This is a genomic window from Streptomyces spinoverrucosus, assembly GCF_006539505.1.
Taxonomy (GTDB): Bacteria; Actinomycetota; Actinomycetes; order Streptomycetales; family Streptomycetaceae; genus Streptomyces; species Streptomyces spinoverrucosus.
This window is the reverse complement of record NZ_BJND01000016.1, coordinates 164,551-183,997: the sequence shown is the minus strand read 5'-3', so window position 1 is coordinate 183,997 and position 19,447 is coordinate 164,551. Positions and strand designations below refer to the sequence as shown.

At 70.8% G+C, this 19,447-nt stretch carries 22 protein-coding genes; 3 read left to right on the top strand and 19 right to left on the bottom strand.

Annotated features, from left to right (window positions below; genetic code table 11):
- Positions 1 to 61: 61 nt before the first annotated feature.
- The 5 genes from SSP24_RS11035 to SSP24_RS11015 all read right to left on the bottom strand — a co-directional run bounded on the left by SSP24_RS11035 (position 62) and on the right by SSP24_RS11015 (position 4,502).
- Positions 62 to 700, bottom strand: coding sequence for a GNAT family N-acetyltransferase (locus SSP24_RS11035; RefSeq protein WP_141309327.1), 639 nt, complete (start codon positions 698 to 700; stop codon positions 62 to 64).
- A 145-nt stretch (positions 701 to 845) separates the two neighbouring features.
- Complete coding sequence (locus tag SSP24_RS11030; RefSeq protein ID WP_141309326.1) at positions 846 to 1,673, bottom strand: MetQ/NlpA family ABC transporter substrate-binding protein; 828 nt, start codon at positions 1,671 to 1,673, stop codon at positions 846 to 848.
- Positions 1,674 to 1,734: 61 nt separating this feature from the next.
- Positions 1,735 to 2,472, bottom strand: coding sequence for a methionine ABC transporter permease (locus SSP24_RS11025; RefSeq protein ID WP_167529561.1), 738 nt, complete (start codon positions 2,470 to 2,472; stop codon positions 1,735 to 1,737).
- Entirely contained in the window at positions 2,469 to 3,503 is a 1,035-nt protein-coding gene (locus tag SSP24_RS11020) for a methionine ABC transporter ATP-binding protein (RefSeq protein ID WP_141309325.1), read from the bottom strand. Before SSP24_RS11020 ends, SSP24_RS11025 begins: the two co-directional genes overlap by 4 nt.
- Positions 3,504 to 3,851: 348 nt before the next feature.
- Complete coding sequence (locus SSP24_RS11015) at positions 3,852 to 4,502, bottom strand: HAD family hydrolase (RefSeq protein ID WP_141309324.1); 651 nt, start codon at positions 4,500 to 4,502, stop codon at positions 3,852 to 3,854.
- 69 nt (positions 4,503 to 4,571) lie between these two features.
- Between SSP24_RS11015 and SSP24_RS11010 the strand changes: the two genes are divergently transcribed.
- A complete protein-coding gene (locus SSP24_RS11010; RefSeq protein ID WP_141309323.1) occupies positions 4,572 to 4,931 on the top strand; it encodes a hypothetical protein in 360 nt (119 codons plus the stop codon).
- Positions 4,912 to 5,346: a hypothetical protein gene (locus SSP24_RS11005; protein ID WP_141309322.1), complete on the top strand. Its 435-nt coding sequence runs from the start codon at positions 4,912 to 4,914 to the stop codon at positions 5,344 to 5,346. Before SSP24_RS11010 ends, SSP24_RS11005 begins: the two co-directional genes overlap by 20 nt.
- A 69-nt stretch (positions 5,347 to 5,415) precedes the next feature.
- On the opposite strand, the gene SSP24_RS11000 is transcribed toward SSP24_RS11005, so the two are convergent.
- From SSP24_RS11000 to SSP24_RS10990, 3 genes are all read right to left on the bottom strand, one after another.
- The gene (locus SSP24_RS11000) at positions 5,416 to 5,913 is read right to left on the bottom strand and encodes a GNAT family N-acetyltransferase (protein WP_141309321.1); all 498 of its coding nucleotides are present in this window, start codon (positions 5,911 to 5,913) and stop codon (positions 5,416 to 5,418) included.
- Positions 5,914 to 5,957: 44 nt separating this feature from the next.
- The gene (locus SSP24_RS10995) at positions 5,958 to 6,464 is read right to left on the bottom strand and encodes an RNA polymerase sigma factor (RefSeq protein ID WP_141309320.1); all 507 of its coding nucleotides are present in this window, start codon (positions 6,462 to 6,464) and stop codon (positions 5,958 to 5,960) included.
- Between the two features lie 76 nt (positions 6,465 to 6,540).
- Entirely contained in the window at positions 6,541 to 7,713 is a 1,173-nt protein-coding gene (locus SSP24_RS10990) for a glycerophosphodiester phosphodiesterase (protein WP_141309319.1), read from the bottom strand.
- Positions 7,714 to 8,043: 330 nt separating this feature from the next.
- Here SSP24_RS10990 and SSP24_RS10985 point away from each other — a divergent pair, with 330 nt between their 5' ends.
- Positions 8,044 to 8,718, top strand: a complete 675-nt coding sequence (locus SSP24_RS10985; RefSeq protein ID WP_141309318.1) for a lysophospholipid acyltransferase family protein — start codon at positions 8,044 to 8,046, stop codon at positions 8,716 to 8,718.
- 2 nt (positions 8,719 to 8,720) lie between these two features.
- Here the strand turns inward: SSP24_RS10985 and SSP24_RS10980 are convergent, their stop codons facing one another.
- The 11 genes from SSP24_RS10980 to argH all read right to left on the bottom strand — a co-directional run bounded on the left by SSP24_RS10980 (position 8,721) and on the right by argH (position 19,396).
- Positions 8,721 to 9,935, bottom strand: coding sequence for a sensor histidine kinase (locus tag SSP24_RS10980; protein WP_141309317.1), 1,215 nt, complete (start codon positions 9,933 to 9,935; stop codon positions 8,721 to 8,723).
- The gene (locus tag SSP24_RS10975; RefSeq protein ID WP_141309316.1) at positions 9,932 to 10,600 is read right to left on the bottom strand and encodes a response regulator transcription factor; all 669 of its coding nucleotides are present in this window, start codon (positions 10,598 to 10,600) and stop codon (positions 9,932 to 9,934) included. The genes SSP24_RS10980 and SSP24_RS10975 overlap by 4 nt, the downstream gene beginning before the upstream one ends.
- 27 nt (positions 10,601 to 10,627) lie before the next feature.
- Complete coding sequence (locus SSP24_RS10970; protein ID WP_218037077.1) at positions 10,628 to 11,500, bottom strand: S1C family serine protease; 873 nt, start codon at positions 11,498 to 11,500, stop codon at positions 10,628 to 10,630.
- A gap of 24 nt (positions 11,501 to 11,524) precedes the next feature.
- Positions 11,525 to 12,475, bottom strand: coding sequence for a VWA domain-containing protein (locus SSP24_RS10965; RefSeq protein WP_141309315.1), 951 nt, complete (start codon positions 12,473 to 12,475; stop codon positions 11,525 to 11,527).
- The gene (locus SSP24_RS10960; protein ID WP_141309314.1) at positions 12,472 to 13,380 is read right to left on the bottom strand and encodes a DUF58 domain-containing protein; all 909 of its coding nucleotides are present in this window, start codon (positions 13,378 to 13,380) and stop codon (positions 12,472 to 12,474) included. The genes SSP24_RS10965 and SSP24_RS10960 overlap by 4 nt, the downstream gene beginning before the upstream one ends.
- Positions 13,377 to 14,363 carry an AAA family ATPase gene (locus SSP24_RS10955; RefSeq protein ID WP_229864948.1) on the bottom strand — a complete coding sequence of 329 codons (987 nt, stop codon included), beginning with the start codon at positions 14,361 to 14,363 and terminating at the stop codon, positions 13,377 to 13,379. The genes SSP24_RS10960 and SSP24_RS10955 overlap by 4 nt, the downstream gene beginning before the upstream one ends.
- Positions 14,360 to 14,578 (bottom strand): hypothetical protein, encoded by a 219-nt coding sequence (locus SSP24_RS10950; RefSeq protein WP_141309313.1) that lies wholly within the window; start codon positions 14,576 to 14,578, stop codon positions 14,360 to 14,362. The genes SSP24_RS10955 and SSP24_RS10950 overlap by 4 nt, the downstream gene beginning before the upstream one ends.
- 92 nt (positions 14,579 to 14,670) lie before the next feature.
- Entirely contained in the window at positions 14,671 to 16,200 is a 1,530-nt protein-coding gene (locus tag SSP24_RS10945; protein WP_141309312.1) for an MFS transporter, read from the bottom strand.
- Positions 16,197 to 16,748, bottom strand: coding sequence for a TetR/AcrR family transcriptional regulator (locus SSP24_RS10940; protein ID WP_221751094.1), 552 nt, complete (start codon positions 16,746 to 16,748; stop codon positions 16,197 to 16,199). The genes SSP24_RS10945 and SSP24_RS10940 overlap by 4 nt, the downstream gene beginning before the upstream one ends.
- 83 nt (positions 16,749 to 16,831) lie before the next feature.
- Positions 16,832 to 17,803 carry an aldo/keto reductase gene (locus SSP24_RS10935; RefSeq protein WP_141309310.1) on the bottom strand — a complete coding sequence of 324 codons (972 nt, stop codon included), beginning with the start codon at positions 17,801 to 17,803 and terminating at the stop codon, positions 16,832 to 16,834.
- 159 nt (positions 17,804 to 17,962) lie between these two features.
- Positions 17,963 to 19,396, bottom strand: coding sequence for an argininosuccinate lyase (gene argH, locus SSP24_RS10930; protein ID WP_141309309.1), 1,434 nt, complete (start codon positions 19,394 to 19,396; stop codon positions 17,963 to 17,965).
- Positions 19,397 to 19,447 lie beyond the last annotated feature (51 nt).

Below are 19,447 nucleotides of genomic sequence, written 5' to 3'. Positions count from 1 at the left end.
GCAGGCTCCGTGAGAGTACCTGGTGCGGCCCGGACCCGCGCGGGCGGCGTCGCCCGTGCCATCAGTTCCAGTCGGAGTACGAAGTGAAACCACTCGTGTCGGCCAGCTGGTCCCCCGCACCCTCGATGTCCTCGGGCAGCAGGCTCCACACGATGTAGTCGGTGCGCACCTCGGCCCAGGCACCGTCGTCGGTGCGGGTGCGCGCTATGCAAGCGCCCCGCAGCACCCCCTCGCTGATGCAGCCGATCTTCTGGGCGACCTGCTGCGAGGCCGTGTTGTCGGCGGCCGTGCGCAGCTCGATGCGTTCGAATTTCTGGTCGCCGAACAGCCATTGGGCGGTGGCCAGGGCAGCCTCGGAGGCATAGCCCTCGCCGCGGGCCCAGGGGGCGATGATGTACGACATCTCGGTGGAGCGCACATGCCAGTTCGTCTTGCCGAGCTGGATGATGCCGACCAGACGCTGGGTGAGGAACTCGGTGACGGCGAGGTCGAGGCCTCGGCCGGCGGCGCGCTCGGTGGGGGCGTACTCGGTGATCCAGGTGCGGGCGCCGGCCTCGGTGAAGGGCTGGGGGACGTCCGTCCAGGCCGTGACCTGCTCGTCGTTCATCATCTCGGCCAGGGCGGGGATGTCGTCCTCGTCGAGGGGACGCAGCACCAACCGCTCCGTGCTGATGGAGATGGTGGGGAAGGTGCTCGTCATGTAGCCGCTCCGTAACCTTCGAACCGTCAGGACCTGCTGAACTGCCCAGCATGCAGCATGAAAGCACTGAACCACACACCCGGGGTCCACTCTTCGTGATGAAGTGAACCCCGGGTGCGAACAAAAGCGGCGTCGCTCAGAAGGATCAGAAGGACGCGATGACCGAGCCGTCGTACTCGTCCTCGATGAACTTCTTCACCTCGGGGGAGGTGAGCAGCTCGGCGAGCTTCTTCACGCGCGGGTCGTCCTCGTTGCCCTCCTTCACGGCGAGGAAGTTGCCGTAAGGGTTGTCCTTCGCGGACTCCAGGACGAGCGCGTCCCCGGCGGGCTTGAGGTCGGCCTCGATGGCGTAGTTGCCGTTGACGACCGCGGCGTCCACGTCGTCCAGGGAGCGCGGGGTCTGGGCCGCCTCCAGCTCCTTGAACTTCAGCTTCTTCGGGTTCTCGGTGATGTCCGCGGGGGTCGCTTCGTTGCCCACGCCGTCCTTGAGGGTGATCAGGCCGTTGTCGGCGAGCAGCTTCAGTGCCCGCGCCTCGTTGACCGTGTCGTTGGGGACGGCGACGGTGGCGCCGCTCTTCAGGTCGTCGGCGCTCTTGACCTTGTGGGAGTACAGGCCGAGCGGCTCCAGGTGGACCGTGACGACGGGCACGATGTGGGTGCCGTTCTTCCTGTTGAAGTCGTCGAGGTACGGCTGGTTCTGGAAGTAGTTGGCGCCGACCGAGCCGTCCTCCGTCGCCGTGTTCGGCGTGACGTAGTCGGTGAACTCCTTGACCTCCAGGTCGAGGCCCGCCTGCTGGGCCAGGTTGTCCCTGACGTAGGTGAGGATCTCGGCGTGCGGGGTCGGGCTGGCGGCGACGACGAGCGGGCCGTCGGTGGAGGCGGCGCCGGAGTCGGAGGAGCCGCAGGCGGTGAGCCCGAAGGTGAGGGCTCCGGCGGCGAGGGCGGCGGTGGTGATCTTGGCGGTGTTACGCACGAAAAGTGCCTTTCCTTCTGGGTGGTGCGACCCCGTCGTGGGTGGACGGGGAGTACAGGGGTTACGCGACCTTGGTGACGTCGGTCGCGGCCGGCTCCTTCGCCTTCAGCAGGCGGAGCTTGGGGCCGGGGCCGGAGCGGCCGCCGCGGCTGTGCAGGGAGCGGGCCGCGGAGTCGCCGGCGAACTGGATGAGGGAGATGACGACGGCGAGGATCGCCACGGTGATCCACATCAGGCCGGTCTCGAAGCGCTGGTAGCCGTAGCGGACGGCGAGGTCGCCGAGGCCGCCGCCGCCGACCGTGCCGGCCATGGCGGAGTAGCCGATGAGGGCGATGATCGTGGTCGTCGTGGAGGCGATCAGGGACGGCAGCGCCTCGGGGACCAAGGCCTTGCGGACGATGGTCCAGGTGTTGCCGCCCATCGACTGGACAGCCTCGACGAGCCCGTGGTCCACCTCGCGGACGGCCGTCTCGACCAGGCGGGCGAAGAACGGGATGCCGCCGATGGCCAGCGGCACGATCGCGGCCTCGCTGCCGATGGTGGTGCCGGTGACCCAGCGGGTGAAGCTCATCAGCGCGACCATCAGGATGATGAACGGCATCGAGCGGCCGACGTTCACGATCTGACCGATGACCTTGTTCACCACGGTGTTCTGCAACAGGCCGCCCTTGTCGGTGAGGACGAGCAGCACGCCGATGGGAAGTCCGGCGACGACGGCTATCAGGGTGGACCAGCCGACCATGATGAGCGTCTCGGTACACGCCTGCTCCAGCAGGGGCTGCATCTCGGACCAGGTCACTTGGCACCTTCCTTGACCAGTACCGGCTCGGCGCCGACGACATCGATCTGCAGGCCCTGTTCGCGCAGGTAGCCGATCGGCACGACGTTGTCCTCGTAGCGGCCGGGCAGTTCGATGCGCATCCGGCCGACCTGGAGGCCGCCGACGGTGTCGATGGCGGCGCCGAGGATGGAGATGTCGATGTTGTAGGTGCGGGCCAGCTGGGAGATGACCGGCTGGGTGGCGGACTCGCCGTGGAAGGTGACGTCGAGGACCGTCCTGTCGTCGCCGGTGGCCTCGCCGCCGACCGGGAAGAGCGCGGCGGCCAGCTCCGAGCCCGGGGTGGCGAGCAGCTCGCTGACCGTGCCGGACTCGACGATGCGGCCCTTGTCCATCAGGGCGGCCGAGTCGCAGATGCTCTTGACGACGTCCATCTCGTGCGTGATGAGCAGGACGGTCAGGCCGAGCTGCTGGTTCAGGTCGCGCAGCAGCTTCAGGATCGAGCGGGTGGTCTCCGGGTCGAGGGCGCTGGTGGCCTCGTCGGAGAGCAGCACCTTGGGGTCACCGGCCAGGGCGCGGGCGATGCCGACGCGCTGCTTCTGGCCGCCGGAGAGCTGGGCGGGGTAGGCCTTGGCCTTGTCCGCCAGACCCACCAGGTCGAGCAGCTCAAGTGCCTTGCGGGAACGTTCCTTCCCCGATGTGCCGAGGATTTCCAGCGGCAGCTCGACGTTGTCCTGCACTGTCCGGGAGGACAGCAGGTTGAAGTGCTGGAAGACCATGCCGATCCGGCTGCGCGCGCGGCGGAGTTCCCGGCCGGCGCGCGGGCCGCGCCCGGCGAGGGCGGTGAGGTCCTGGCCGGCGACGGTGACCGTGCCGGAGGTGGGGCGCTCCAGGAGGTTGACGCAGCGGATGAGCGAGGACTTGCCGGCGCCGGACTGGCCGATGACGCCGTACACCTCGCCTTCGCGGACGTGCAGATCGACGCCGTCGAGGGCGGTGACCTCGCGGCCGCGGGAGCGGTAGACCTTGGTCAGGCCCGAGGTGGTGATCACGTGGGTTCCGTCACTGTCGAGTACGCGGGCGTGGGTGTGCCCTGGTACGGAGGTTAAGAGGTGCGCGATGGGGGTCCCCCACGCCGTTCAGGCAGTGGGGGAAGCTGGGTCACGTACGGCGGACGGCGTACGGACATGCCACGGCGGCTCGCTTCGGGGCGCGAGGCTCAGAGATGCAGGGGCCCTCTAGAAGGCGCACATTCGACGACACATACAGCGAGCACCGGGCGTCATGGTCGCCTCGGTCGCAGGGATGCGGCTGCTCGTCGTGGTCATGCGATCAGTAAAGCAGACGTATGAAGCCGACCAAGAACCGCTGTCCGCATTGCGGACAGCGGTGGACAGTCGTCAGTCCCGGGTGGAGATCTCCACGCCGTCGGCGGTGACCAGGGCGGACAAGGCCGACAGGTCCTCGACCACCAGGTCGGCGGTCAGCTCGTGGGCGGGGTGGGTTGTGGCCAAGGCCACGGTGGTCATCCCGGCGGCGCGGCCGGCCCTCAGTCCGGCGGGGGCGTCCTCGAAGACGACGCACGCGGCCGGGTCGACGCCCAGTTCGCGGGCGGCGAGCAGGTAGGGCTCGGGGTCGGGCTTGCCGCGGGTGACGTCGTCGGCGGCGATCAGGGTCTTGGGGAGGATGCCGACGGCGTCCAGGCGGGCCTCGGCCAGGCGGCGGGTGGCCGAGGTGACGACGGCCCAGCGGTCGGCGGGCAGGGCGGTGAGGAAGTCGTACGTGCCGGGGAGCAGGCGCACGCCGCCGTTGGGTACGTCCGCCACCTCCAGCATCTCGATCCGCGCGACGGCCTCCGGGACGATCTCGGGCGGCAGCAGGTCGGCGGCTATCTCGGCGGCGGTCCGGCCGTGCAACTCGACCTGCGCGAAGCGCTCCGCGGTGATGCCGTACTCCCCCGCCCAGCTGGTCCAGCAGCGGTGGACGGATTCGAGGGAGGAGACGAGGGTGCCGTCGTTGTCGAACAGGAGGGCTTGCGCGTGGATCTTCATGCCCTCGACCCTACGGGGCACCCCGGGGGCGGCCGCATCAGGCCTTTTGGCCCGTATTAGGGTCGCTGCATGCTTGATGCCCTGACGGTGGCGACCGGGGTCGCCGCGCTGTTGCTTGCCGCGTGGTGCGGGTGGGCCGCGTACCGTGACGAGCCGACCAAGGACTGGCACTTCATCGGGATGGCCGTGGTGTCGGTGCTGGCCTTGCTGCAGCTGGTGGTCGGCGTGGTGCAGCTGGCGCGCGGCGAGCGGCCGGAGCAGGGGACGACCATTTTCGTGGCGTATCTGCTGGGGGCGTTCGCGTGCGTCCCGGCCGCGGGGTTCATGTCGCTGGCCGAGCGCTCCAAGTGGGGTTCGGTGACGGTTGCCGCCGGCGGTGTGGTGCTGGCTGTCCTGGAGGTGCGGCTCTATGACATCTGGGGAGGCTGAGGTGGCGAGCGCGACGCAGTCCCGGCTGATCAGCGGGCCCGGGATGCTGCTGGTGTGGCTGTACGGCGTGATGGTCGTCGGGGCGGTGTCGCGATCCGTGTTTCAGATCGCGACGGAGTTCGACAAGGCGCCGCTGGCTTATTCGCTGTCGGCGCTTGCCGGTGTCGTGTACGGGTTCATCACGTACTCGTTGGTGCGGGGTGGGGAGACGGCGCGGCGGGCGGCGTTGGTGTGCTGCGGGGCCGAGCTGCTCGGGGTGTTGACGGTGGGTACGTGGACGTTGGTGGAGCCGTCCGCGTTTCCTGACGCGACTGTGTGGTCCGACTTCGGCATGGGGTATTTGTTCATTCCCGTGCTTTTGCCGGTCACTGCGATGTTCTGGTTGCGGAGGGCGCGGGCCGAGCAGCCTGGTTGAGCGTTGTCGGCGGGTGCGGGTGCGTTGTGGTTGATCGCGCAGTTCCCCGCGCCCCTTAGGGACGTCACCTCACGCCGTTGTGGCGTACGGGCCTGCCTGCTTTTCGAGTACGACCATCGGGACGCCGTCCGTGCCCTCTGACGTGCCCACCGTCTCGTAACCCACCTTGCGGTACAGGCGGAGGTTGCCCTCGCTGCGGTGGCCGGTGTGGAGGCGGAACTTCTTGGCGCCGCGCTGCTGCGCGAGGGCCGACTCCGCCGCGCCGAGGAGGCGGGCGCCGATGCCGTGGCCCTGGAGGCGGGGATGGACGCAGAGGCGGCTGATGGAGGCCGCGCCGTCCTCGGTGATCGTGCCGCGCACCGAGCCGACCACCTCGTCGCCGAGCCGGGCCACGAAGACGCAGTCCTCCGCGACTTCCTGACGGACCGAATCGAGGGGCTGGACGAGCGGGTCGATGCGGTAGTTGCCGTACAGCGCCGCCTCGCTCTGGAAGCACAGGTACTGCAGCTTGAAGATCTGCTCGACGTCCTGGTCGGTCGCCTCGGAGATGATCACGCTCATGCCCATGTGTGCACGCCTCCCGCTCACCTGTTGCCTGTTGTCCCTCACTCCTATCCCCGTGCTCCGCGAGCCGCAACCTCCGAGGCCAGCAATCGCCGCAGACATCCCAGACATCTGGAACGTTCCGGCCCGAGACTCCCCTGTGAGATACCCAACTCCCCCGCGATCTCCCGGTATGTGAGGTCGTTGGGGGACATCAGGGCTTCCAGGAGGGCGGGGCAACGGCCGGGCAGTCGGCGCACCGCCGCGCGCAGGGCCCGGGCGCGGGCCGCGGTGACGGCGAGCTGTTCGGGCGTGTGGGCGGTCTCGTCGGCGGGCTCGGTGTCGTACGGCCGTTCGCGCCGGGTCGTACGACGGGAGCGGCGGGCCTCGAAGCGCACGGCGCGGCGCAGCCAGCGCTCGGGGTCGCTGGGCGGACCGTCGGCGTCGAGGAGTTCCAGGAGGCGGAGCCAGACCGCCTGTTCCAGGTCGCCGGGCTCGGTGCCGGCGGCGTGTGCCTCGGCGGATGCCTCGGCGGTGAGCAGGGGGCGCAGGGAGATGAGCAGGTCGTGCGTCATATGCGGCACGACGCGGCCGCCCGGGCGGTGGGTTGCCCGGGCTGCCGACTGTCACCCCGACCGGGGTGGGGATGGTTCAGTTGTTGACGAAGTCCTCGCGGGCCAGCAGACCGGTGTCCGGCTGGTCGGTGAAGATGCCGTCGATGCCGGTGGCGAAGTACGCCTTGTAGGCGCCGAAGACATCGCCGTAGGCGTCCGCGTCGGTGCCCTTGCGGAAGTTCGCGGGCAGGAACGGGTTCTCGTTGCGCAGGGTCCAGGGGTGCAACTTGAGGCCGACCTTGTGGGCGTCGGCGACGAGGGTGGTCGGCCGGGTGAGGCGGCCGGCGCTGTCCTTCGGGATGATCAGGTCGAGGGTGGGGCCGATGCCCTGGGCGTAGGAGGCGATCTCGCGCAGGCCGGCCGGCTTGATCAGGTCGGCGACGGTGCGCGGGTCACCGTGCTCCACGAAGTCCCAGGGGCGGCTGCTCGCGTCGGACAGCAGCACGACGAGCGGGTTGTCGACCAGCTTGTGCAGGCGCTGGATGCTGGTCGGCTCGAAGGACTGCAGGATGACCGGCGAGTTCCAGCGGTCCTTGCGGTACTTGCGCAGCAGCTTGGCGACCCGCTCCTCCAGGGAGAGGCCGAGCCCCCGGAAGTACGTGGGGTGCTTGAGCTCGGGGTAGATCCAGACCTGCTTGTCGCGCGCCCGGGTCTGCTGGTCCTGCCACTGGAGCACCTCTTCGAAGGTGGGGATCTCCCAGCGGCCGTTGTAGAGGGTGTTGTGCGGGCGGTTGGCCGGGATGCGCTCGGTGGCGCGCAGGGTCTTCAGCTCGGCGAGGGTGAAGTCCTCGGTGAACCAGCCGGTGACGGAGACGCCGTCGAGGACCTTGGTGGTCTTGCGGTCGGCGAACTCGGGGTGGTCGGCGACGTCCGTGGTTCCGCCGATCTCGGGCTCGTGCCGGCACACGAGATGACCGTCCTTGGTGGGCACCAGGTCGCCGGCCTCGACGATGTCGGCGCCCATGTCGAGGGCCAGCTGGTAGGAGCCGAGGGTGTGCTCGGGGCGGTAGCCGCTGGCGCCGCGGTGGGCGACGATCGTCGGCACGGGCAGGCTCTTCATTCCTCGGCCTCCATGACGCGCATCGGCTCTCGCCGTGCCGGACAGACCGAGGACGGCTCCGCCCGCGCCGAGCACGGCAGCGCCGAGGAGCGCACGCCGCCCGGTGTGCGTCTGCTCCTGCGGCTGCTCGTTCGACTTCTGCGTTCCCATCAGCGGCCTCCCTGCCGTGCATGTGGTCGGTGCTGGCAGATCGTAGGGGTGTCGATGTGTCAGACGGGAGGCCTCATTTCGAACGCGTGGCTGACGATGGATGACGATGGATGTCGTCGCCTGCGCGATGTCGGTCACATCGTCGCCGCCGGGTTACGCGTAGGCTGCGGCACGCCACCGCAGGTAAACGTACGTCAACAGTGCGTAAGACCTCGGTGAACCCCATGTCCCCGATGTGCGCTCGTCCGGGGGCCGCGAGTATCGTCCTCACCTGCACAGACTCACAACCCGCACAGACTCACACCGAATCCGTTGACCCCGGAGGGCCCGTTGTCCCGCTTCGCGCTCATCAAGGCAGTGCTCGGTCCGATCATGCGCCTGATGTTCCGCCCCCGGGTGGAGGGCGTGGAGCACATTCCGGGCGACGGCCCGGTGATCCTGGCCGGCAACCACCTCACGTTCATCGACTCGATGATCCTGCCGCTGGTCTGCGACCGTCAGGTGTTCTTCATCGGCAAGGACGAGTACGTCACCGGCGAGGGCCTCAAGGGCCGGCTGATGGCGTGGTTCTTCACCGGCGTCGGCATGATCCCGGTCGACCGCGACGGCGGCAAGGGCGGGGTAGCGGCGCTGATGACCGGGCGCCGGATCCTGGAGGAGGGCAAGGTCTTCGGCATCTACCCGGAGGGCACCCGCTCCCCCGACGGCCGCCTGTACCGGGGGCGCACCGGCATCGCCCGGCTCACCCTGATGACCGGCGCGCCCGTCGTCCCGTTCGCCATGATCGGCACCGACCGGATCCAGCCCGGCGGGGCGGGCTTTCCCCGGCCGGCCCGGGTGACGGTGCGCTTCGGTGAGGCGCTGGAGTTCTCCCGGTACGACGGGATGGACCGGGACCGCTACGTGCTGCGGGCCGTGACGGACTCCGTGATGACGGAGGTCATGCGGCTGTCCGGGCAGGAGTACGTGGACATGTACGCCACGAAGGCCAAGGAAGCGGCGTAGCCCTAGAGAGGCGCGTCCTCCGGCGGTCCGCCGTTGCTGTGGCCGGTGCCGGGTGCGGGGAACCACAGGACGAACGTCGAGCCCTCCCCGACGCGTGAGAAGAGGCGTATCTGGCCGCCGTGGGACTCGACGATCTGGCGGACGATCGCCAGGCCCAGTCCGGCGTGGCGGTCGCGGCTGCCGCCGTTGCCCCGGGCGCGCCAGAAGCGGTCGAAGACGCGGGTCTGGTCGTCGTCGAGGATGCCGGGGCCCTCGTCCCGTACGGCCGTCCAGAGCCAGCCGTCCGAGCGGCCGGCCGCGACGGTGATGCGGGTGCCGGGTGGGGCGAGGCGTACGGCGTTGGAGAGCAGGTTGCCGACAGCGCGGCGCAGGGCGTCGTGATCGCCGATGACGGTCAGGCCCGAGGTCAAGCGGCGGTGCAGGGTGAGGCCGCGTTCGGTGGCGAGCGGGGCGAACTCCTCGCAGGCCTCACCGGCCGCCGCCGCCAGGTCGACGTCGGTGTCGGCGAGGGCGGGGGCGTTGCGGCGGGCGGTGGCGAGCAGGTCCTCGATCAGCCGGGTCATCCGGGTCGTCGCCCGGTCCACGCTCCGCGCGGCGGCGCGCCGTTCCTCCTCGTCCGACTCCTCGGAGGTCAGTACGGCGTCCACGTTGGCGCGGATGATCGCGAGGGGGCTGCGCAGCTCGTGCGAGGCGTCGTCGATGAGCTGGCGCTGGGCGCGGAAGGCCTCGTCGAGGCGGTCGAGCATGGAGTCGACGGTGTCGGCGAGTTCGCGCAGCTCGTCCTTGGGGCCGGTCAGCCGGATCCGCTGGGACAGGTCGGTGGCCTGGATCTCGGCGGCGGTGCGGGAGATGGCGCGTACGGGGCGCAGCACACGGCCGGAGAGGATCCAGCCGATGACCAGGCTGGCGACGGCGAGCCCGCCGAGCAGGGCGAAGGAGAAGTTGCGCAGGTTGCCGAGGGTCTCGTAGTTGACGGCCGCCTCGACCTCCTGGAGCTTCACGACGTCGATCTCCCCCATGTAGACGTCGTTGACGTACTTCTTCGCCCGGAACTGGTTGCTCACCGGGTGTGCCTCGCCGCTGCGCTCCACCGCCAGGTAGGTGGCGCCCAGGACGAGGGCGGTGAGCAGGAAGAGCAGGCCGGAGTAGAGGACGGTGAGGCGGAAGCGGATGGTGTGGGTGAAGGCGGGGAGAGCCGGGCGGCGCGGTCGCTTCATGGCGTCTCCTTGAGGCGGTAGCCCTGCCGTATCACCGTCTCGATGAGCGGCTCGTCCTCGCCCGTGACCTTGCGCCGCAGGGAGCCGACGGTGACGCGGACGGTGTTGGTGAACGGGTCGGCGTGCTCGTCCCAGACGTGCTCCAGCAGTTCCTCGGCCGGTACGACACGCCCGGGACGGGTCATCAGGTAGTGCAGGACGCCGAACTCCTTGGGCGTGAGTTGCAGCCGCCGCTGCCCGCGGTAGGCCTCGAACCGGGCGGTGTCCAGGCGCAGCTCACCGACCTCGACGACCGAGGTGCCGCCGTCCTCGCGGCGCAGCAGGGCTCGGATACGGGCGAGCAGCTCGGGCAGCGCGAAGGGCTTCACCAGGTAGTCGTCGGCCCCTTCGTCGAGCCCGCGCACTCGGTCGGCGAGCCGGTCACGCGCGGTGAGCATGAGGATGCGGGGTCCTCCGGGGGTGGCGCGGATGTCGCGGCACACGGCGAATCCGTCGCCGTCGGGGAGGTTCAGGTCCAGCAGGACCAGGTCGTAGTCGTTGACGGCGAGCTTCTCGGTCGCCGTGTCGACATCGGGCGCCACGTCGACGGCGTATCCGGCACGCACCAGCCCGACCCGCAGAGCGACGACCAGGTCTTCCTCGTCCTCGACAACGAGCAGTCTCATGTGACCTCCCGATGACCCAGCAGGCGCTCACCCGCCGTCAATGATGGTCCGCGCCGCATCCACCGCGTCCCCCACCGGAATCGCGAACCCGATCCCGATGGACCCGCCCCTCTCCTGGTCCAACGTCGCGATGGCCGTATTGATGCCGATCACCCGCCCCTCCGCGTCCACCAGCGGCCCACCCGAGTTGCCCGGATTGATCGACGCGTCGGTCTGCACCGCCCTGCGCTGCCCGCCGTCCCCCAGCCGCACCGGCCGGTCCAGCGCGCTGACGATCCCGGACGTCACCGTCCCGCTCAGGCCCAGCGGCGACCCGATCGCGAGCACGGTGTCCCCCACGGCCGGTCGTCCGCCGGTGGCCAGCTCGGCGGCGTCCAGGCCGCGCGCGGTCTCGGGTTCCAGGACGGCCACGTCGTACTGGGGGTCGTCGCCGATCACCTCCGCCCGCAGCCGCCGCCCGTCTTGCAACTCGACGGTCACCTCCGAACTACCCTCCACCACATGGGCGTTGGTGAGCATCCGCCCCCGCTCGTCGAAGACGAACCCCGACCCCTGTCCGCGTGTCGTCTCGACGGACACCACACTCGGCAGGACCCGCGCGGCGACCGCTTCGAGGTCCCCCGCCCGCAGCGCGGCCGCCGGAGCGGAGGCCGGGTCGGCGTCGCCGAGGGCCCCGGCCGCGTATCCCGCGGCACCGCCTGCCAGGACGGCGGCGAGGAGGGTTGCGACGAAAGGACGGGGGGTACGGCCGGACGGTGGGGCCGGTGGCGGGGCGGCGTGCGCGGCGGCCGGCGCCTCGGCCGATGGTGCGGGCGGGCCGGGGAACGCGGGTGCCCGCCCGGCCAGGAACGCGGGCCCTCGCGGGGCGCCCAGACCGGGGTGGGAGCTGGGATCGGTCACGGTCCTGCCTCCTTGAGTCGGTGGTCACGGAATCCGGGAGAACCACAGCAAGGACGTGGCGGCGGCGAGCAGCGCCGTGAGCAGTCCCGCCGCCACGAACCACTGCCAGATCTCCCGTTCCTCGGTGCGATGGCCGACGGAGCTGCCGATGTCCTCGTAGACCGCCTGGAGCTCCTCCCCGGTCGCCGCCTCGTGGAAGTCGCCGCCGGTCGTCGAGGCGAGCCCGGCCAGGGCGGGGCCGTCGACGGGGACCGGCACGCTGTCGCCGGACGGGAGGGTGATCGTGCCGTCCGGCGTGCCGTAGGCGATGGTCGACACCGGGATGCGGTCGGCCGCCGCCTCCCGGGCCGCCGACTCCACCGAGCGGCCGGTGGTGTTGGAGCCGTCGGAGAGCAGCACGATGTGGGCGGGCGGCGGCTCGGTCTCGGCCCGTTCGTCGAGGGCGCGGACCGCGTCGCGGGCGGCGACGACGGCGTCGCCGATGGCCGTGCCCGCGCCGGTGGTCAGCCGCTGGATCGCCGAGCGCAGCACCTCGCGGTCGGTGGTCGGCGGCACCGCGACCGTGGCGGAGCCGCTGAACGGGACGAGTCCCGCGTTGAACCGCTCCGGCAGCCGGTCCACGAACGCCAGCGCGGCCTGCTGGGCGGCCTCGAAGCGGGTCGGCTCCACATCCGTGGCCTCCATGGAGGTGGAGACGTCGAAGGCGACGACGATCGTGGCCCGTTCCCTCGGCACCTGGACCTCGGCGGTCGGCCGGGCGAACCCCACGACCAGCAGCGCGAGCATGGCGCAGAAGGCCGCGGCCGGGACATGCCGCCGCCAGCCGGGCCGGTTCGGGGCGACCTTGTCCAGCAGGTCGAGGTTGGTGAAGCGGACGGCGTACCGGTTGCGCCGGCGCTGTGTCACCAGGTACGCGGCGATCAGCGCGGCGAGCGGCAGGAGCAGCAGCAGCCAGCCGGGGGAACGCAGGCTCATGCCGCGCCTCCTCCCGTGCGCCGACGCTGCGCCGCCACGTACCGCACGATGTCCCGCACCCAGTCCCGGTCCGTGCGCAGCCGCAGATGCGCGGCGCCCGCCCGGCGGATGGACTGCCGGATCAGCGCCCGCTGCTCCAGCGCGGCCTCGGCGTAGCGCTCGCGCAACCGCCGTGCGTGCGTGGGGACTTCGCGGCGCCGCCCGGTCTCCGGGTCCACCACCGTGAGCAGGCCGACGGCGGGCAGTTCCAGCTCCCGTGGGTCGACCGTCTCGACGGCGAGGACCTGGTGGCGGTGGGACACGGTGCGCAGCGGCTGCTCCCAGCCGGTCTCCAGGAAGTCGGAGACGACGGCGACCAAGCCCCCGGAGGGCAGGGCGCGCAGTGCGTGCAGCGCCTCGGCGAGGGTGTGTTCGGGGACGCCGGGCGCGACGCGGGGGCGGTCGAGGGCGGCCTGCAGGATCGCCAGCAGGTGGCGGCGGCCGGTACGGGGCGGGATGCGCTGGATGCCGTAGGGGCCGGTGATCTGTGCGCCGAGTCGGTTACCGGCCCGCTCGGTGAGGAACGCGACGGCCGCCGCCGCGCCCACCGCGAGGTCCCGCTTCTCCATCCGGGCGGTGCCGAAGTCCATGCTGGCGGAGGCGTCGAGGACGATCCAGGTGGTGAGTTCGCGGTCGGCGAGGGTGCGGCGGACGTGCGGGACGGTGGTGCGGGCGGTGGCGTTCCAGTCCATCCGGCGGACGTCGTCGCCGATGACGTACGGACGTGTCTCGGAGATCTCGCTGCCGGGCCCCGGCACGAGGGACGCGTGTTCGCCCTGGAGGAGCCCGTCGGGGCGGCGGGTGAAGAGCAACTCCAGGTGTCTGAGGGCCTGTTCGGGGGTGAGTTCGCGCAGCGTGGGGGTCATGCGGCCGCCTCCTCGGCTGCCTGGCGCGGGCTGATCCTGGGCTGTTCCACCGCCGCGAGCACCTCGTCGACGATCTCGCGCGCGGAGATGCCGTCGGCGAGGGCGTCGAAGGAGAGGACCAGGCGGTGCGCGATGACCTCGTGCGCCAGGTCGTGCATGTCCTCGGGCAGGACGTAACCGCGGCCGCGCAACAGGGCCAGCGCCCGGGCCGCCGCGACCAGGCCGAGCGTGGCGCGCGGGCCCGCGCCGTGCGCCACGCGGCTGCCCGGTCCGGCGAGTTCGCGGGTGGCGACGACGAGACGTACGGCGTACTCGGCGACCGCGTGGTGCACGAACACCTCGTCGGCCGTGCGCTGGAGCGCGACCAGGCCGTCCGGGGTGAGGACGCGGCGCGGCCGGGGCGGGTCGACGCTCATCCGGTAGAGGATGGCGAGCTCCTCCGACTCGCTGGGCGCGGCCACGTCCACCTTGAGCAGGAAGCGGTCGCGCTGGGCCTCGGGGAGCTGGTAGACGCCCTCGGACTCGATCGGGTTCTGGGTGGCGAGCACGAGGAACGGCTGGGGGACGGGGAGGGTGGTGCCGCCGATGGAGACCTGGTGCTCGCCCATCACCTCCAGGAGCGCGGACTGCACCTTGGCGGGGGCGCGGTTGATCTCGTCGGCGAGCACGACGTTGGCCAGCACCGGGCCCGGCTCGATGTCGAACGCCTCCTGGGAGGGGCGGTAGATGCGAGTGCCGGTGATGTCGGAGGGCACGAGGTCGGGGGTGAACTGCAGGCGGGCGAAGTGCCCGCCCGCGACGTGCGCGAGGGTCTTCGCCGCGAGCGTCTTGGCGACGCCGGGGACGCCTTCGAGCAGGCAGTGGCCGCGGGCAAGGACCGCGGTGAACATCCGCTCCACCATGCGGTCCTGGCCGACGATCACCCGCTTGACCTCGAAGAGGGCCTCTTCGAGGAGCTTGCCCTCCGGGATCTGGGCGGTCACAGCGCCGAGGCGGGGTCGGACGAGGGGGCTACGGTGCTGCTGTCCTTCCAGGGGCAGTCCTCCCGGTCCGCTGCGCCGCCCTCCTCGACGACGAACCTGATCTGCTCACGCGGCGCCTCGTCACCGTCGGCCGCGAGCGCGACACCGCCCCCTGCGAGGCCGGCGGCGGCCAGGACGGAGGCGGTGACGAGGACTTTCTTCGTACGACGTGTCATGGTCGGTGGCTCCTTCAGCCGTGGGATACGACATCGGGTACGGAGCCAGACCATCAGGCGAAGCCGAAAACGGACTTAAAGCCTTACGGCCGTCAGTGCTCGACCGCGCCTTCCAGCCGCTGCCCGCGCAGCAGGAACCACCCCGCCACGGCCGCCGCCAGCAGCACCACAGCACCCACGCCCGACGCGAGCGTCAGGCCGTCGACGAAGGACTGGCGGGCCGCGTCCAGCAGCTCACCGGACGTGTCGGCGGGCAGACCCGCGGCCACCTCGACCGCGCCGCCCAGCGACTCGTGCGCGGCCTGCGGGGTGCCCTCCGGTGCGGCGAAGCCCTTGTAGACACCGGTCACGATCGAGCCGAGCAGGGCGATACCGAGGGCGGCGCCGAGTTCGTACGCCGTCTCGGACACCGCCGACGCGGCGCCCGCCTGCTCCTTGGGCACGGACGCGAGGATCACGTCGGCGGTCACCGTGAACGAGAACCCCGCACCGACACCGACGACCAGCAGCGCGGCCCCAAGCAGCGGATACCCGGTGTTCTGGCCGATCAGGGTCAGCGCGCCCAGCGCCAGGCCGACGGCGGCGAGTCCGCCCGCCACCACGGCCCGCACCGAGTACCGGCGGGCCGCCCGCCCGGCGACCAGACCGGCCGCCACCGCACCGAGCGCGGCGGGCAGTTCGGCCAGGCCCGCCTCGAACGGCCGTCGGCCCTGCACCAGTTGCAGGAACTGCGAGAGGAAGAAGACCAGGCCGGACATGCCGAGGATGGTCAGCAGGTCGGCGAGCACCGCCCCACTGAAACCGCGGTTGCGGAACAGCCGCATGTCCAGCAGCGGCTCGGTGAGGGTGAGCTGACGCCGTACGAAACCGTAGAGCGCGCCGGCACCCAGCAGGCCCGCGGCGAGCGCCTCCCAGCCGAACCCGTGCGTGGCGGCCTCCTTGACCGCGTACACCACCCCGATCATGCCGACCAGCGACAGCAGGACGCTGCGCAGGTCCCAGGGGCCGGGGCTCGCGTTCTTCGACTCGGGCAGCAGCTTGATGCCGACGAGGACGAGGACCACCATCACGGGCAGGTTGATCAGAAAGACCGAGCCCCACCAGAAGTGCTCCAGCAGGAAACCACCGGCGATCGGACCGACCGCCGTACCGGCGGACGCGGTGGCGCCCCAGATGCCGATGGCGAGGCTGCGCTCGCGCGGGTCGTGGAAGAGGTTGCGGATCAGGGCGAGCGTGGCCGGCATCAGCGTCGCGCCCGCGACGCCGAGCAGCGCGCGGGCCACGATCAGCAGCTCCGGCGTGGTCGCGTAGGCGTTGAGCACGGAGACCGCGCCGAACGCCGTGGCGCCGATCAGCAGGATCCGCTTGCGGCCGATGCGGTCGCCGAGACTGCCCATGGAGACGAGCAGACCGGCGATCACGAAGGAGTAGACGTCACCGATCCACAGCAGCTGGGTGCCGGACGGGCGCAGATCCTCCGATATGTACGGGGTCGCCAGGCCGAGCACGGTGGCGTCGACGGCCACCAGCAGCACGGCGAGCACGAGTACGGACAGCGCCAGCCAGCGGCCGGGGCGCTTCACCGCCTCGTTCGCGTTCGCCGACTGCAGGGTGCTGGTCATGATTCCTCTCTCCGTGTCGCACCGCCGAGCAGCAGCTCGACGATCATGTTCTGGAAGTCGTTCGCGGCCACCTTGCCGTCGTGCACCGACCAGGCCCCGGCGGCGATCAGGCCGTAGAGGGCCTCGGTGAGCCAGGCGGGGGTCAGGTCGATGCGGAACTCGCCGCTGTCCTGGCCGCGCCGGAACAGTGCCGAGACCCGGGCGTCGAGCCGGGCCCATCCCGCGTTCTGCTCCTCGCCCTCGAACAGCTGGTTCTCGGTGTAGAGGAAGGAGAGGAGTCCGGCCGCGGGCTCGATCTCCCGCACCAGCCGCCGTACGGCGTCACTGGCGCTCCCCTCGTCCAGCCGGGCCGCGTCCAGCGCGGCCTCGCACTCCGCGATGCCGAGCGCCTCCAGCGCCCGGACCAGCGCGTCGCGCCCGGCGAACTGGCGGTGCAGCGTGGCTCGGCTGATCCCGGCGGCCTTGGCGACCTCGTCCATGGTCGCGGTGGATTTACGGGTCAGCAGGGCTGCGGCACTGCGCAGTACGTGCTCTCGATCGACGGCCATGAGACAACCATAGCCCATGTGAGACATTCTTGTCTCACACTAGGCATGCGTGACTCACAATCCGGTCTTCCGGGTGGTGTGTGTCAGTGCCAGGGCAGCTGCCCGCGCCGCTCCCAGTACACCTGCGGCTCCTCGACGAGCGCGGCGAGCCGCGTCAGCTGGTCGTCGTCGAGGTCCACGACGGCGGCGTGCAGGTTGGAGGCGAGCTGGACGGTGGTCGCGGCGCCGGAGAGGACCACGCCGGCCCAGGGCTCGCGCAGGATCAGGGCGAGGGCTACAGCGTCGCAGCCGAGTGACGTTTCCGCCGCTACGGCCTTCAGCGCGTCCGGCGCATACGGCTCGGCGAGCCGCCCGTTGGCCATGCCCTCCTTGACGATCACCGTGAGCCCGGCGTCGTGGGCCTCGGCGAGGGCGGGGGCGGCCGAGGTCTCCAGGGCGTTGTAGGTGGACTGGACGGTACGGAAGAGACGCTCGCCGTCGACCGTGATCTCCAGCGCCACCCGGATCGCGTCGGCCTGCGCGGGGCCGCTGGTGGAGAAGCCGATGGTCAGGCCCTGGGCGGCGGCCTCGGCGAGCCTGGCGTGCAGGTCCTTGTCGGTGAGGGCGGGGCTGTCGGGGGTCACCGAGTGGATCTGGTAGAGGTCGAGCCGGTCGCCGAGCAGTTCGATACTTTCGGCGCGCTGCCGTTCGAAGGTGGCGAGGCTGTGGTCCTTGACCTCGTGCTGCTCGGCGGTGGTGGACCAGTCGGCGGTGTAGGTGTAACCCCACTTGCTGCCGACGACGATGTCGTCGATCTCGGGGTGGGCGTTCAGCCAGTCGGCGAGGAATTCCTCGGAGCGGCCGTAGGAGCGGGCTACGTCGAAGTAGCGCACGCCCTGGGCGTAGGCGGCGTCGAGGAGTTCGTGGGTACGGGTGCGAAGGGTGTCTACGCTGCGGTCGGTGCCGAGGTCCTCGTCGCGGCCGAGGTTGATGTAGCCGGGGCGGCCGATTGCGGCGAGGCCGAGGCCGATGTGGCAGGTGGCGGTTGTTGCTGAGGCCAGGCGGGCGAAGGGCATCGCGGGCTCCGTCGGGTCGGCTCCGGTACGGCTTGCGACCAACGTAACCCGTGATGACCTTCGGCTCTCGCCTCAGAACTCGGTTCGTGCGGTGGTTCGGCGGGTGCGGGTGCGTCGTGGCTTGTCGCGCAGTTCCCCGCGCACCTGAAGGGCGTTCCCCTATCGCTTCTCCTTGGCTGTGGCCCACTTGTGCTGGGCCGCCACGTCCGCCTTCACCTCAGCCAGTTGGATCGCGACCGCACTGGGCGCCGTACCCCCGCGGCCGTTGCGGGACGCGAGGGCGCCCGGCACGTTGAGTACCGATCGCACCTCCGGCGTCAGGTGGGCGGAGATCTTTGCGAACTGGTCGTCGGTCAGGTCGTTCAGTTCCTTGCCCTCGGCCTCGGCGGCCTTCACGCACTCGCCGGCGACCTCGTGCGCGACGCGGAACGGGACGCCCTGCTTGACCAGCCACTCCGCGATGTCCGTGGCGAGCGAGAACCCGGCCGGGGCCAGTTCCTCCATGCGCTCGCGGTGCACGGTGAGGGTGGCCATCATGCCGGTGAAAGCGGGGAGCAGGATCTCCAGCTGGTCGATGGAGTCGAAGACCGGCTCCTTGTCCTCCTGGAGGTCGCGGTTGTACGCGAGCGGGAGGGCCTTGAGGGTGGCCATCAGGCCGGTCAGGTTGCCGATCAGGCGGCCGGACTTGCCGCGGGCCAGCTCCGCGATGTCCGGGTTCTTCTTCTGCGGCATGATCGACGAGCCGGTGGAGAAGGCGTCGTGCAGGGTCACGAAGGAGAACTCCTTCGTGTTCCAGATGATGACCTCCTCCGCGATCCGGGAGAGGTTCACCCCGATCATCGCGGTGATGAAGGCGAACTCGGCGACGAAGTCGCGGGAGGCCGTGCCGTCGATCGAGTTGGCGGCGCTGCCGTGCTCGAAGCCGAGGTCCTTCGCGACCGCCTCCGGGTCCAGGCCGAGGCTGCTGCCCGCGAGGGCGCCCGAGCCGTACGGCGACACGGCCGTCCGCTCGTCCCACTGGCGCAGGCGTTCGGCGTCCCGGGACAGGGACTGCACATGCGCGAGTACGTGGTGGGCGAAGAGCACCGGCTGGGCGTGCTGGAGGTGAGTGCGGCCCGGCATCGCGACGTCGGGGTGGGCCTCGGCGAGGCCGATCAGGGCGTCCTGGAGGTCGGCGATCAGGCCGCCGATGGTGCGGGCGTGGTCGCGCAGGTACATGCGGAAGAGGGTCGCGACCTGGTCGTTGCGGGAGCGGCCCGCGCGCAGCTTGCCACCGAGGTCGGGGCCGAGACGCTCCAGCAGGCCGCGCTCAAGGGCGGTGTGGACGTCCTCGTCGGCGATGGTGCCGGTGAAGGCGCCCGACGCCACGTCCGCTGCCAGCCGGTCGAGCCCGTCGAGCATCCGGCTCAGCTCGTCGTCCGTGAGCAGGCCCGCCTTGTGCAGCACGCGCGCGTGCGCCCGCGAACCGGCGATGTCGTAGGGCGCGAGCCGCCAGTCGAAGTGGACGGACGCGGACAGCTTCGCCAGGGCCTCGGCGGGACCGTCGGCGAAACGGGCGCCCCAGAGCCGTACGTCACCGCTGTTGCTGCTCACTTGCGTTGCTCCTCAAGGCTGTCGATGTGCGACCGCCTCCCCGGCCGATGG